Annotated in this window: 9 protein-coding genes and 1 pseudogene; 8 read left to right on the top strand and 2 right to left on the bottom strand. The window is 61.2% G+C overall.

What is annotated here, in order from left to right:
* From QMX88_RS26260 to QMX88_RS26240, 5 genes are all read left to right on the top strand, one after another.
* Window positions 1–811 (top strand): efflux RND transporter periplasmic adaptor subunit (locus QMX88_RS26260; RefSeq protein WP_282373181.1); only part of this gene is annotated, 811 nt, incomplete at its 5' end.
* A gap of 12 nt (window positions 812–823) precedes the next feature.
* Entirely contained in the window at window positions 824–4,015 is a 3,192-nt protein-coding gene (locus QMX88_RS26255; protein ID WP_282373180.1) for an efflux RND transporter permease subunit, read from the top strand.
* Window positions 4,015–5,418 carry an efflux transporter outer membrane subunit gene (locus QMX88_RS26250; RefSeq protein WP_282373179.1) on the top strand — a complete coding sequence of 468 codons (1,404 nt, stop codon included), beginning with the start codon at window positions 4,015–4,017 and terminating at the stop codon, window positions 5,416–5,418. Before QMX88_RS26255 ends, QMX88_RS26250 begins: the two co-directional genes overlap by 1 nt.
* Window positions 5,419–5,632: 214 nt before the next feature.
* Window positions 5,633–6,730 (top strand): tetratricopeptide repeat protein, encoded by a 1,098-nt coding sequence (locus tag QMX88_RS26245; protein ID WP_282373178.1) that lies wholly within the window; start codon window positions 5,633–5,635, stop codon window positions 6,728–6,730.
* A 357-nt stretch (window positions 6,731–7,087) separates the two neighbouring features.
* Complete coding sequence (locus QMX88_RS26240; RefSeq protein WP_192173688.1) at window positions 7,088–7,453, top strand: histone-like nucleoid-structuring protein, MvaT/MvaU family; 366 nt, start codon at window positions 7,088–7,090, stop codon at window positions 7,451–7,453.
* A 480-nt stretch (window positions 7,454–7,933) separates the two neighbouring features.
* Here the strand turns inward: QMX88_RS26240 and QMX88_RS26235 are convergent, their stop codons facing one another.
* On the bottom strand, window positions 7,934–8,437 hold the full coding sequence (locus QMX88_RS26235; protein ID WP_282373182.1) for a DUF4946 domain-containing protein: 504 nt from the start codon (window positions 8,435–8,437) through the stop codon (window positions 7,934–7,936).
* Window positions 8,438–8,637: 200 nt separating this feature from the next.
* Here QMX88_RS26235 and gloA point away from each other — a divergent pair, with 200 nt between their 5' ends.
* The gene (gene gloA / locus QMX88_RS26230; RefSeq protein ID WP_192173618.1) at window positions 8,638–9,168 is read left to right on the top strand and encodes a lactoylglutathione lyase; all 531 of its coding nucleotides are present in this window, start codon (window positions 8,638–8,640) and stop codon (window positions 9,166–9,168) included.
* Between the two features lie 270 nt (window positions 9,169–9,438).
* Here gloA and QMX88_RS26225 read toward each other — a convergent pair whose 3' ends face one another.
* The gene (locus tag QMX88_RS26225) at window positions 9,439–11,247 is read right to left on the bottom strand and encodes a sensor domain-containing diguanylate cyclase (protein WP_282373176.1); all 1,809 of its coding nucleotides are present in this window, start codon (window positions 11,245–11,247) and stop codon (window positions 9,439–9,441) included.
* A 367-nt stretch (window positions 11,248–11,614) separates the two neighbouring features.
* Between QMX88_RS26225 and QMX88_RS29910 the strand changes: the two are divergent.
* Window positions 11,615–12,775, top strand: a pseudogene (locus QMX88_RS29910) (HAMP domain-containing protein); the annotation flags it as partial.
* Window positions 12,776–13,639 carry a methyl-accepting chemotaxis protein gene (locus QMX88_RS29905; protein ID WP_423573790.1) on the top strand — a complete coding sequence of 288 codons (864 nt, stop codon included), beginning with the start codon at window positions 12,776–12,778 and terminating at the stop codon, window positions 13,637–13,639.
* The last annotated feature ends 62 nt before the right edge of the window (window positions 13,640–13,701 follow it).

Raw genomic sequence — 13,701 nt, 5'->3', positions numbered from 1 at the left:
CACCACCACCGCCCAGGAATCCAAAGCGGCCGTTGCCGCCATCCAGGCACAGCTTGATCTGGCGCGCCTGAACCTGAGCTTCACCCGCGTCACTGCGCCGATCACCGGCCGGGTCAGCCGCGCCGAAATCACCGCCGGCAACATCGTCACCGCCGATCAGACCATCCTCACCAGCCTGGTGTCGACCGACAAGGTCTACGCCTACTTCGACGCCGACGAGCGCGTGTTCCTCAAGTACAACCAGCTGGCCCGCGACGGCAAGCGCGGCGCGACCACGCCGGTGTACATGGGCCTGTCCAACGAGGCGGAAAACCCGCACCTGGGTCAGATGAACTTCGTCGACAACCAGGTCAATCCGCGCACCGGCACCATCCGTGGCCGCGCCGTGTTCGACAACAGCAAGGGCGAATACACCCCGGGCCTGTACGCACGCCTGAAGCTGGTCGGCAGCGGCACCTACTCGGCCATGCTGATCAAAGACGAAGCGGTTGGCACCGACCTGGGCAAGAAATTCGTGCTGGTGGTCGACAAGGACAACAAGGCGATCTACCGCAGCGTCGAACTGGGGCCGAAGCTTGAGGGCTTGCGCATCGTGCGCAGCGGCCTGGGCAAAGACGACCGCATCGTCGTCACCGGTCTGCAGCGCGTGCGTCCGGGGTCGCCGGTTGACCCGCAAGACACGCCGATGGCCAGCGCCGAAACACTCACCGCACTGCAACAACAACGCCAGGCGCTCGAAGCCAGTAACCAGCCAAAGGCCCAGCCGAAGCTGGACGCCAAGGTGGCTGCTTCCGCCACGCCACGCGGTTAAGGGACACACACGATGAATTTCTCCAAGTTCTTTATCACGCGACCGATCTTCGCGGCGGTGCTCTCGCTGCTGATCCTGATCGCCGGCGCGATCTCGCTGTTCCAGCTGCCGATCAGCGAATACCCCGAAGTCGTGCCGCCGACCGTTGTCGTGCGCGCCAACTTCCCCGGTGCCAACCCGAAAGTGATCGGCGAAACCGTCGCCGCGCCACTGGAACAGGCGATCACCGGCGTCGAGAACATGCTCTACATGTCCTCCCAGGCCACGGCCGACGGCAAGCTGACCCTGACCATCACGTTCGCGCTGGGGACCAACCTCGACACCGCGCAAGTGCAGGTGCAGAACCGGGTCACCCGGACCGAGCCGAAGCTGCCGGAAGAAGTGACGCGCATCGGTATCACCGTGGACAAGGCGTCGCCTGACCTGACGATGGTGGTCCACTTGACCTCGCCGGATCAGCGCTACGACATGCTGTACCTGTCCAACTACGCGGTCCTCAACATCAAGGATGAGCTGGCGCGCCTGAACGGTGTCGGCGACGTGCAGCTGTTCGGCATGGGCGACTACTCGCTGCGTGTCTGGCTCGATCCAAACAAAACCGCTTCGCGCAACATCACGGCGACCGACGTGGTCAACGCCATTCGCGAGCAGAACCGCCAGGTCGCCGCCGGTCAACTGGGCGCACCGCCCTCCCCGAGCGCCACCAGCTTCCAGATGTCGATCAACACCCAGGGCCGTCTGGTCTCTGAAGAAGAGTTCGAGAACATCATCGTTCGCGCCGGCGACAATGGCGAAATCACCCGGGTCAAAGACATCGCCCGCGTCGAACTGGGCTCCAGCCAGTACGCGCTGCGCTCGTTGCTGAACAACCAGCCGGCGGTGGCGATCCCGATCTTCCAGCGCCCTGGCTCCAACGCCATCGACATTTCCAACGAAGTGCGCGGCGAGATGGAACTGCTGAAGAAGAACTTCCCCGAAGGCATGGACTACAGCATCGTCTATGACCCGACGATCTTCGTGCGCGGCTCCATCGAGGCGGTGGTTCACACCCTGTTCGAAGCGCTGATCCTCGTTGTACTGGTGGTGATCCTGTTCCTGCAGACCTGGCGTGCTTCGATCATCCCGCTGGCTGCTGTGCCGGTGTCGCTGATCGGTACCTTTGCGGTCATGCACCTGTTCGGCTTCTCCCTCAACGCGCTGTCGCTGTTCGGGCTGGTACTGGCGATCGGTATCGTCGTGGACGACGCCATCGTGGTGGTGGAGAACGTTGAGCGGAACATCGAGCTTGGCCACCAACCCATGGAGGCCACACAGATCGCGATGCGTGAAGTGACCGGCCCGATCATCGCCACGGCGCTGGTGTTGTGTGCGGTGTTCATCCCGGCGGCGTTCATCTCCGGACTGACCGGGCAATTCTATAAACAGTTTGCGTTGACCATCGCCATCTCGACGGTGATCTCGGCCTTCAACTCCCTGACCCTGTCGCCCGCGCTGGCTGCCGTATTGCTGCGCGCTCACGACGCGCCGAAGGATGGCTTCTCGCGCTTCCTCGACAAACTGTTCGGGGCCTGGCTGTTCCGACCGTTCAACCGGTTCTTCGTCAAGGCCAGTAACGGTTATGTGAGCACGGTGGGTCGGGTGATTCGCGTCAGCGGGGTGGCACTGGTGGTGTACGCCGGCCTGATTGTCATGACTTGGCTGGGTTTCTCCACCACGCCGACCGGTTTCGTGCCGGCCCAGGATAAACAGTACCTGGTGGCCTTCGCGCAATTGCCGGACGCCGCGAGCCTGGACCGCACCGAAGACGTGATCAAACGCATGTCCGACATCGCGCTGAAGCAACCGGGCGTCGAAAGCGCCGTGGCTTTCCCGGGCCTGTCGATCAACGGTTTCACCAACAGCCCGAACTCCGGCATCGTCTTCGTCACGCTCAAACCGTTCGAAGATCGCACGGCAGCCGACCAGTCGGCCGGTGCGATCGCCGGCGCCCTCAACGGCAAATATGCGGGCATTCAAGAAGCCTACATGGCGATCTTCCCGCCGCCGCCGGTACAGGGCTTGGGCACGATCGGCGGTTTCCGTCTGCAGATCGAAGACCGTGGCAACCTGGGTTACGACGAGCTGTACAAAGAGACGATGAACATCATCGGCAAGAGCCGCAGCGTGCCGGAACTGGCCGCGCTGTTCACCAGCTACACGGTGAACGTGCCCCAGGTCGATGCCGCCATCGACCGCGAAAAAGCCAAGACCCTCGGTGTGCCGATCAGCGACATCTTCGACACCCTGCAGGTTTACCTCGGTTCGCTGTACGCCAACGACTTCAACCGTTTGGGCCGGACCTATCAGGTCAACGTGCAGGCCGAGCAACAGTTCCGTCAGGACGCTGAACAGATCGGTCAGTTGAAAGTGCGCAACAACCGCGGCGAGATGATCCCGCTGGCGACGCTGCTGAAAGTCACCAACACCTCGGGACCGGACCGCGTCATGCACTACAACGGCTTCATCACCGCCGAGATCAACGGCGCGGCGGGTCCGGGTTTCAGCTCGGGTCAGGCGCAGGTGGCGATGGAAAAACTGCTCAAGGAAGAACTGCCCAACGGCATGACCTACGAGTGGACCGACCTGACCTACCAACAGATCCTGTCGGGCAACACGGCACTGCTGGTCTTCCCGCTCTGCGTGCTGCTGGCGTTCCTGGTACTGGCTGCGCTGTATGAAAGCTGGAGCCTGCCGCTGGCGGTGATCCTGATCGTACCGATGACCCTGCTGTCGGCCATTGCCGGTGTGATCATTGCCGGGAGCGACAACAACATCTTCACCCAGATCGGCCTGATCGTACTGGTGGGCCTGGCGTGCAAGAACGCCATTCTGATCGTCGAGTTCGCCAAGGATGAGCAGGACAAGGGCAAGACCCCGCTGGAAGCTGTGCTTGAAGCCTGCCGCCTGCGTCTGCGGCCGATCCTGATGACCTCCTTCGCGTTCATCATGGGCGTGGTTCCGCTGGTGCTGTCCAGCGGCGCCGGTGCCGAAATGCGTCATGCCATGGGCGTGGCGGTGTTCTCCGGGATGCTCGGCGTGACCTTCTTCGGTCTGCTGTTGACGCCGGTGTTCTATGTACTGATTCGTAACTACGTTGGACGCAAAGAGGCTCGCAAGGCCGCCAAGGCGCAACGCATCCAGAACAACGCTGCGGAGGCTCATTGATGAAGGCTGCAAAACTCTTTCTGCCGAGCCTGCTGGTGCTGGTGCTGGCGCTGGCGGCCTGCGCCGTCGGCCCGGACTACAAGAAGCCGGAAACCGCGGCGGCCAACATTCAGGCCGCCACCCAGCGGGCCTATGACCGCAGCCACATCGAGACCGTCTGGTGGCAGCAGTTCGACGACCCGACCCTGAACAAACTGGTCGCCGAATCGCTGCAGGGTAACCGCGAGTTGCGCGTCGCCTTCGCCCGTCTGAAAGCGTCCCGTGCGATTCGGGACGACATCAGCAACGACGCCATGCCTGTCGTGACCAGTCGCGCCAGCAGCCAGGTCGGCCGCGCTCAGGTGCCGGGTGAAACCGAGCACCGGGTCAATCAGGAACGTTACGACCTGGGCCTGGACATGGCCTGGGAGCTGGACCTGTTCGGCCGCATCCAGCGCGAGCTGGAAGCCAGTGACGCCGATCAGCAAGCTGCCGAGGCCAACCTCTATCAGCTGCAGGTAACGATGATCGCCGAGCTGGTCGACGCTTACGGTCAGCTGCGTGGCGCCCAATTGCGCGAGAACATTGCCCGGGACAACCTGAAAAACCAGCAGGACTCTCGCCGGGTGACCGCCCAGCTGCGCGACGAAGGCGTGGGCAATGAACTCGACGTGGTGCGTTCCGACGCGCGTCTGGCGGCGGTGGAAGCCACCATTCCGCAGCTTCAGGCGGAGCAGGTGCGCGAACGCAACCGCATCGCCACCCTGCTCGGCGAACGTCCGGACGCCATGACGGTGACCCTCGCCCCGGCCAAACTGCCGGCGATTTCCAAGGCCCTGCCGATCGGTGATCCGACCAAGCTGCTGGAAAACCGTCCGGACGTGCGCAGTGCCGAGCGGCAACTGGCGGCGCAGACCGCGCGAATTGGCGTGCAGACCGCCGACCTGTTCCCACGGGTCAGCCTCAGCGGTTTCCTGGGTTTCACTGCCAGCCGTGGTTCGCAAATCGGTTCCGGCGCGGCGCAGGCGTGGGGTCTCGGCCCGAGCATCACCTGGGCGGCGTTTGACCTCGGCAGCGTGAGGGCGCGGATTCGGGGTGCCAACGCCGATGCCGAAGGCGCGCTGGCCAATTACGAGCAGCAGGTGCTGCTGGCTCTGGAGGAAACCGAAAACGCGTTCAGCGACTACGACAAGCGTCAGCAGCGTCTGGTGTCGCTGGTGCGGCAGAGTGAAGCCAGCCGTTCGGCAGCGAATCTGGCGAACATCCAGTACCGCGAAGGCACCGCTGATTTCCTCGTCCTGCTGGACGCCGAACGCGAACGTCTGGCCGCCGAAGACAGCCAGGCCCTGGCTGAAATCGATCTGTACCGCGGCATCGTTGCCATCTACAAAGCCCTTGGCGGTGGCTGGCAGCCGAATGCCTGACGTCACAGGTTGAACAGCGGGATCGCTCAACCGGCGGCCGTTCTGTAGCCCTGATCTGCCGCCCTGAAACAGCCTCGGACCCACAAGGTTCGGGGCTTTTTTCTGGACTGAAGAAATCCCCTGCGCGCGCCCAGGGGCCGAATCCATCCCCACAGCGTTTGACACTCGGCGGTCTCTCCCCGAAGCTGCTGCACACGCAAACACGGAAACCGATATGTCTGAATCGTCTTCCCGGCGCACACCCGCCCAGCTCAAGGCTCGACGTCGCTGGCAGGTGGCAATTGCGCTGGCGCTGTTGCTGCTGATCATCGCCATGGCGATGCTGGTGCGAAACTGGCACGCGCCTCCAGCCGCACCGCAGGTCAATCACAGCTACGCCGAAGCACTGGAGCAGGCCCATGGCGGCAAGCCCGGCGCCGCGCGTGTGCTGTATCAGCAATTCAGTCGCACCGACCTGTCCGATATTCGCCGTGCCGGTCTGCTCGCCGAGCTGGTCAATTACCCGGGGCCCCAGGCGCTGAAAATTCTGCGCGGCGATCTCAAGCGCCCCGCGCCGCTGGTTCAGCAGGCGGCCATCCAGACGGTGTCGGCCATGCTGCCGGAGGAACAACGCAGCACGCTGATCGGCCCGCTGCTGGACGATGCCGACGATGAGGTACGCTTCAGTGCGGTGCGCGCCTTGCTGCCGTTGGGCCCGGATGAATTGGGCCTGTATTACGGCGCGTTGCAGGAGGCGGCTCAACAGTATGAGCAGGCATTGAGTGCCCAGCCGCCGAGCGGGCAACGTCAGCTAGCGCTCGCGCAGCTCTACCTCAACAACGGCACCCCGCAAAAGGCGATCGATTCGCTGGAACTGGCCGCAAAACTGGAACCGGACAACCTCGAGACCGGGCTGGCGCTGGTGCAGGTGCTCGACCGCCAGGGCCAGGCCGATCGCTCGCGCCAGTTGCTTGCCCAGTGGCTGGAGAAACAGCCCCAGTCGTCCCTGGCGCAACACGCACTCGGCCAATGGCTGCTGCGTCATAAACAAAATGAATACGCCCTGCTCCCGCTGACCCGAGCCATTGAACTGGAACCGGACAACACCGGTTACCGCTACGACCTCGCCGTCGCGCTTCACGATCTGGATCAGCTCGAAGCCGCGCAGCGTCAGCTGGAGGACATTCTTCAGCGCGCACCCGCCGACCGTCGCGCGAGGATTCTGCTGATTCGCTACTGGACCGAGGCCGGGCAGCTGCAAAAAGTGCAGGTGCTGCTGGCTGAACTGGAGCAGCTCAACGCCGACGATCCGGCGCTGCAGCAAGGGCTCTAGGACGGCATAGTTTCCGATAGCGCTAAAGTATAAGAAATGACTTACAACGGTTTGCGACTATTATTGTTTTTTTGTCAGACCGGCATATCGTCGCCGGGATCTTTCACTTAACAATTAGTCATCCCCTATTTTACAACGCGTAAAAAACGTGCATTATTTACTCGCGCCGCAACTGAACTACCCCGTATTGATACCCACCTTCATGCTCATGAAGTTAGTGTCGACGGCTGATCCTGATGTCAAGGACACGGTAGAAAGTGGTGAAACCAACAGCAGCAGAACCCGATGCGCGTCCTTGTTACTCGCATTGTTGCTTGCATTGAGCTGACAACAGCCATTAATTGCCGGAGTATCATTTTGTCCAGACTTGCCGAATTTCGCGCAGCAGAAAAAGCCCTTCAGGAGCAGCTGGCCCAGCTGGAGTATCTGAAGAACGACGCCGGACTGAAGAAGGAAATCGAGTTCGAGCAGCAGCTGCAGGCCCTGATGAGCACGTATGACAAGACCTTGCGCGACATCATCGCGATCCTCGACCCTCACACCGGTGCTTCCACCCTCGCGCCAGCGGCCCCGAAACGCCGCCGCCCGCGGGTCGTCAAAGTCTATCAAAACCCGCACACCGGTGAAGTCATCGAGACCAAAGGCGGCAACCATCGCGGTTTGAAAAACTGGAAAATACAATACGGTGCCGAAACCGTTGATTCCTGGTTGCGCGGCCGCTAGTCCTGTATCCCTTGCAGTGTCGAGAAGAAGCTCTGCTCGCAGGGCTTCTCTGAAAGTGTAGGGATGTCGCAGTGATACAAGTGCTTTAAACGCGGATGATTGCGAGCGAAGTCTTAGGCAGTTTAGATAATGAGTGCTGGTGTAGCACCGCGTTGAATATTCAACCTGACAATTAGCTGAACAGATTCGTATTAGTGTGATATATCGCTTTCAATAGGCGGCAGGCTTATAGCATGCTCAATTGCCGATGATTTTCCGCTTGTTAATTCCACTAAGTATGGCCAGTGTGCGTGGCGAAGCTGGCTATGAGCCTTCATGCATCAACAGATAAATTTCTCTTCTGCGGCCCAACGGCTCGCAAGCTTCACATTTTTTTCACACCGGCTTGTACAGGATGGAGGCTACTAAAGGATTAGTGCCCCAATGCCCGCTTCGGCGGGCTTCTTTATGCCCGTGATTTGTGTAAACCCCCGCCTCGACCTAAGGCGCCGATCCCAGGCGCAGGCCATTCCTGATCTGCAACACTTCGTTTTTATGGGCTGCGTAGCCTTCCGCCGAACCGGCATACGACAACGACCACGCCAACTGCGGACTGGCCGCCGCCACCAGCGTCTGGGTCATGACGTGATTGCCGTTCTGGGTAATCGTGCACGTGGTCTCCATGGCGGGGATGTCGCTCAGCGTGCTGTCCTTCATGTGCGTGCAAACGCTTTGGAAGCCACCGCGCGCAAAATTGACCTGCACCGCCTTGCGCATTTCCAGCAGAACGCTCTGCACGTTGACCGAGTGACCGGGCTGCAGCTGCGTCTGGGTCAGCTCGACCACCATGGCCGGATCACCGTTCTGATCGTTTTTAACCGCACGCTGTCGTATTTGCACGGCGGGCTGACCCTCGCTCGCCGGCGGTTGGGGCAGCGCTTCCACTTCCCAGCCCTCGGGCCAGATGATCATGGCGTCAGCCGAAGAGGCGACGCCCGGAATCATCAGCACGAAACAGAAAGCAACGCGGGCGCATGGGCGCAATGAGAGATGCATGGGCGGTACCTGAAGGTCGAGCCGCGAAGTGTGAGCCGGTCATCCATCGCCTACAAGTCGAAAGCCGCGCTTTATGCGCCTTCGGTTTGGCGCATCGGCTATGAGCCCGTATCATTACGCAACTTTTTAGCGTTAACCCGGAGACAACCATGAGTCTGCACGACCTGAACACCTTCCCCGGCGTCACGGCCACCCCGGACGCCTCGACCGCACAATTCGTGTTCAACCACACCATGTTGCGCGTCAAGGACGCCACCGCTTCCCTGGACTTCTACACCCGCGTGCTGGGTTTCAGCCTGGTGGAAAAGCGCGACTTCCCGGAAGCGGAATTCAGCCTGTACTTCCTGGCGCTGGTGGATAAAGCGCAGATTCCGCAAGACGATGCTGCGCGCAACGTCTGGATGAAAGGCATCCCCGGCGTGCTCGAACTGACCCACAACCACGGCACCGAAAAAGACCCTGCGTTTTCCTACCACAACGGCAACACCGACCCGCGCGGCTTCGGTCACATCTGCATCTCGGTGCCGGACGTGAAGGCTGCCTGCGCGCGCTTCGAAGAACTGGGCGTGGATTTCCAGAAACGCCTGACCGACGGCCGCATGAAAAGCCTGGCCTTCATCAAGGACCCGGATGGTTACTGGGTGGAAATCATCCAGCCGACGCCGGTGTCGGGCGAGTAATCGCGTCTAGCGAGTCGGACTGGCTTTAGCCAGGAATAAGCCTATTCGTGAGCAAGCTCAATCCCAAACGTTCTTCAGCGTGGCCAAGATCACGGGTCGATGATGAACAGGTGGGAGCCAGCTTGCTTGCGAAGACAGAGTCTCTCGCGCTGAAGATGCAGAGGATGTAATTGCCTCTTCCCGACTGAAGCCGGTCCCACTAAAAGCAGCGCGTGCATCCAGCGATGCCCCCGACCGTAGGATCGGCTTTAGCCGGGAAGGCGTCAGGCGTCACGCCGCTTCTATCACCTGATCCGCATCAGTCAGATCCGCATAAACCTGCGCGTTCGACGGTTCAGGGGTGAACGTCAGCGCGATGTTCTCGCACTGCTGTTTAAGCTGCTGCAACTTAAGCGGCCGGCTCAGGAAATACCCCTGGGCCTCCTCGCAGCCGAAATCCCTCACCAGGCTCATGCAACGGAACGTCTCGACGCCTTCCGCCACGGTGCGATAGCCCAACTCGCCGGCCAGGTGCAGCACGGATCGAGCGATGATGCGGTTGCGCGGGTTGCTCTCAAGATCGGTGACCAGGGATTTGTCGAGCTTGAGGATGTTGGCCGGAATCTCGTGCAGGTAAGCAAAATTGCTGTAACCCGCGCCGAAATCATCGATGGCCACGTCGACGCCCAGCTCGCGGATTCGGGTGAGCTGCGCGATGACGCGTTTGTCGGCGCGGATCCACTCGCCTTCGGTGATCTCGACTTCCAGCCGTGAGGGATGCACGCCGTGTTGGTCGCAGGCGCTTTGCAGCGTCAAGGCGATGTCCATGTCGGCGAAGTCCAGCGGCGACAGATTGAGGGACAGGCGCACCTCTTCGTCGATCCAGCCGCTAAGGTCGGTCAGCGCGCGATCGATCACCCAGCGCGTCACCGTGCTGATCCTGCCGGCGCTCTCGACCAACGGAATGAATTCGCTTGGCCAGATCTTGCCCAGCATCGGATGGGTCCAGCGAATCAACGCCTCGACGCTGAGCAGGCGGCCATCCTGCAGGCTGAAGCGTGGCTGGTACTCCAGATAGATGTCGCCGCTGATCAGCGATTCGCCGAGTTCACCAAGCAGCGTCAGCGCGCGACGCTGGGCGCAATCCTCGGCTTCGTCATAGGCCGCCCACGGCACCTGTCGATAAACCGCTCTCCCCGCCGCGTGGGTCGCTTTGCCCATGAGCGCAGCGGCGGAGTTCTGACCGTCGTCACAGCATGCCAGTCCCACGGCAACCTGCTGGTGAGTGAAAGGCTCGGTAATCAGCACCAACAGCATGCGAACCAGGTCGTCGCGTCGAGACCGGTCACAGCTCATCTGCAGGCAAAAATCCTGGTCGCTGACGTGATACAGCTCGGCGATGCCATCCAGACGGCGACGCAGGCAGTGCGCCATGTCGCGGCGCGTCTGTTGCGCATCCAGGTTGCTGCTCACGCTGACATCCGCAGCGCTCGCCAATGGTTGGGTGCGGATCACCACCAGCAGCCGCACCTGGCTTCCGGTCACTGCAAGGCCCTGAGTGTCCAGCAAGAACTGCTGCAAATTGGGCAGACGGCTGATCGGGTGGCGGTAGCGCATCGCCTGGCATTGTTCGACCTGCCCCATGACCAGTTGCGCAAAATCTTCGAGAACAGCCACTTCGTCGGGTTGCAGCGTGCGAGGAACGGTGTCGATCAGGCAAAAACTGCCGAGCACATCGCCGTGCCGATTGCACAATGGCGCCCCGGCGTAGAAACGGATGCCAGCGGGTCGGGTGACCAGCACGTTGTCGGCAAACCGCGGATCCAGGCGGGCATCATTGACCACCATGACGTCGGAATTCTGAATGGTGTAGCGACAGAACGACTGCTCGATGGGCGTCTGACTCGCTTCGAAACCCACACGACCGGGAAACCACTGACGGTCTTTTTCCACCAGCGAGACCAGCACCGTCGGCACGCGAAAGTGCGCAGCAGCAAGGCGACACAGGCGGTCGAAATCCTCACTGTGGGCGGTTTCCAGCCATTGCAACGCGTGAACCGCGGACAGGCGCTTCTGCTCAATTTCCAGCGAACAGTTCATGGCATCCGCCCTCGGTTCTGAAAATACAGGTTGAATGATATCTCATAGCCACCACTCCTCGCACCTGATCATGACAGAAGGTCGGTGACCGCGATACGGGGGTAAAAACAGACTTCGGGCGAGCTGAGAAAAGTGATATCACAAAGACATCAGTTAATCGTTTCAGTTCCAAAGCTATACAGAAATATATTTTTGTACAAGTTTTAATAAAGTTAATAGGATCGGCGCCGACAGATGGAGCAGAACGACGCGCAGCCAGCCACAACGCTTCCTGCAAGAACGTCGTCAACGCCACTGAATCCCGAGAAAAAGGACCGTTCTCATCGACAACAACCCAAGCGCCCCGCTCCGGGGCTTTGAGAACAGTATGAACATTCTTGCCCCTGCCGTTTACCTGACCAACCGCCTGCGCTTTCCCGCCAAATTCGCGGTGCTGGCCATCATTGTGCTTTTGCCGCTGGCCCTGCTCGGCGCGCGCCTGCTGCATCAACTCACTACCAGCATCGATAACATCCATTCCGAACAAGTCGGCCAGCGCTATCTGATGGACGTCACCCCTGTACTGCGCCTGTCGATGCTGCAACGAGCATTGACCAACCGCCTGCTCAGCGGGGATCAAACAGCCCAACCTGACCTCGCCGCCAACCAGGCCAAACTGCTGGATGCGTACTCCAAACTGGAAACTACCGACCGCCAGCTCGGTGCGGGGCTTGAAACCGGAGATCGCGTACAACGCTTGCGCTCCGGGGCCGAAGGGTTGATCAGCCAGACCAAAACCGGGGCCGATCAGGCGACCCTGTTTGACGCCTGGAGCGATCAGATGACTCAAACGCTGAATTTCATCTATTTCATCTCCGCCACCTCCGGAATGGTCCTCGACGAAGACTATGCCTCGCTGTTCCTGATCGACCAAAGCACCCTGCGTCTGCCGCGCCAGATCAACGTGGTCGGCCAGTTGCGAGGTTTGGCCAGCGGCCTGCATGAAGGCCAGCCGCTGACAGACGCCACTCGTGGCACGATTAAATCGCTGCTCAAGCAAGAAGCCCAGATTCGCCAGGAGTTGCTGCAGAGCCTCACTCTGCTGCGTCGTCAGGAACCGGCCCTCGCCGACCGCATCCAGTCCCCCGTCAGCAGCGGGCTTTCGAGCCTGGACAGCTTTCGCACCGACCTGGAAACCTTGATCGGCTCCTCGCAAAACACCATCACCGGCATGCAGGGCCTGCCGGCCAAAGGCAACGCTGTGGTCGCCGAGCTGTACAAGGCGCAGGACGCTTTGCAAGCCGCGCTTTCCGCCGTGCTGGAGCAACGGGTCAAGGACAAGTCGGCGGAACGCACCGCCATGCTGGCCATGTTCGCCATTGCCGGCCTGCTGCTGATCTATGCCTTCAGCGGGATCTACAGCGCCATGCGTCGGGCCATGGAAGACATGTTGAGCGCCACCCGCCGCATCGCCCAAGGCGATCTCACCGCACGGGTCAACGTCGCCGGCAAAGACGAAATGGCCGACATCGGCACCGGTTTGAACCACATGGTCCAGGCCTTCGGTGACTCCCTCGCTCAGGTCGAGCGCAGTTCGAGTTCGGTGTCCGACGCAGCAACTCGCCTGAGCGCATCCATCGACCGCGCCAAGGTGTCGATGAACGCCCAGCAAGGGGAAACCGAACAGGTCGCCACCGCCATCAACGAAATGACCGCCAGTGTCGCCGACGTCGCCCAGAACACCGAAGGCGCGGCGCGTGCGGCGGAACAGGCCAGTCAGGCGTCCGGCAAAGGCCTGGGCGTGATGCAGCAGACCCGCCAGACCATCGAGGCGCTGGCCGGCGAAGTCGACCTCAGCGCGCAAAAGGTCGCGGCGCTCGCGCTGCACAGCCAGGAGATCGGCGGCGTCATTGAAGTGATCCGCAACATCGCCGACCAGACCAACCTGCTGGCCCTCAACGCCGCCATCGAAGCCGCCCGTGCCGGCGAGCAAGGCCGTGGCTTTGCCGTGGTCGCGGATGAAGTCAGAACCCTGGCTTCCCGCACGCAAAACTCCACCGCCGAAATCCAGCGGATCATCCAGCAATTGCAACTGGCGACCAGCGCTGCCGTGGAGCAGATGAAAGCGGGCAAGGACCGGGCGCAGGATTGCCTGACGTCGGCCGATCAGACGTCCTCTAGCCTGAACGCGATCAACGAAGGCGTGGAATCGATCGTCGGCATGAACACCCAGATTGCCAGCGCTGCCGTTCAACAGCACGCCGTGTCCGAGGACATCAACCGCAACGTCACCGAGATCCGCAACGGCACGTTCATGCTGATGGAAGGCATCGAGGACAACGCGGTAACGGCGGACGAACTGTCGCTGCTGGCCGGCGAGCTGCGCACCGTGGTCGGTCGTTTCAAACTCTAAGGATTGGGCGCGCGGTGTCAAACGCCGCGCGCCCTGCCCGTTCATCGCTCAAGGCACCTGAG

Origin of the sequence: Pseudomonas sp. PS02290, assembly GCF_029960075.1 — a bacterium.
Lineage (GTDB): Bacteria > Pseudomonadota > Gammaproteobacteria > Pseudomonadales > Pseudomonadaceae > Aquipseudomonas.
This window is presented reverse-complemented; position numbering and strand designations above follow the sequence as displayed.

Bases quoted from the DNA above. Each gene is read 5' to 3' on its own strand.
- QMX88_RS26235 (WP_282373182.1), bottom strand. From the start codon at position 8,437: ATGATTCCGGGCGTCGCCTCTTCGGCTGACGCCATGATCATCTGGCCC.
- QMX88_RS26245 (WP_282373178.1), top strand. From the start codon at position 5,633: ATGTCTGAATCGTCTTCCCGGCGCACACCCGCCCAGCTCAAGGCTCGA.
- gloA (WP_192173618.1), top strand. From the start codon at position 8,638: ATGAGTCTGCACGACCTGAACACCTTCCCCGGCGTCACGGCCACCCCG.
- QMX88_RS26255 (WP_282373180.1), top strand. From the start codon at position 824: ATGAATTTCTCCAAGTTCTTTATCACGCGACCGATCTTCGCGGCGGTG.
- QMX88_RS26250 (WP_282373179.1), top strand. From the start codon at position 4,015: ATGAAGGCTGCAAAACTCTTTCTGCCGAGCCTGCTGGTGCTGGTGCTG.
- QMX88_RS26225 (WP_282373176.1), bottom strand. From the start codon at position 11,247: ATGAACTGTTCGCTGGAAATTGAGCAGAAGCGCCTGTCCGCGGTTCAC.
- QMX88_RS29905 (WP_423573790.1), top strand. From the start codon at position 12,776: ATGGTCCAGGCCTTCGGTGACTCCCTCGCTCAGGTCGAGCGCAGTTCG.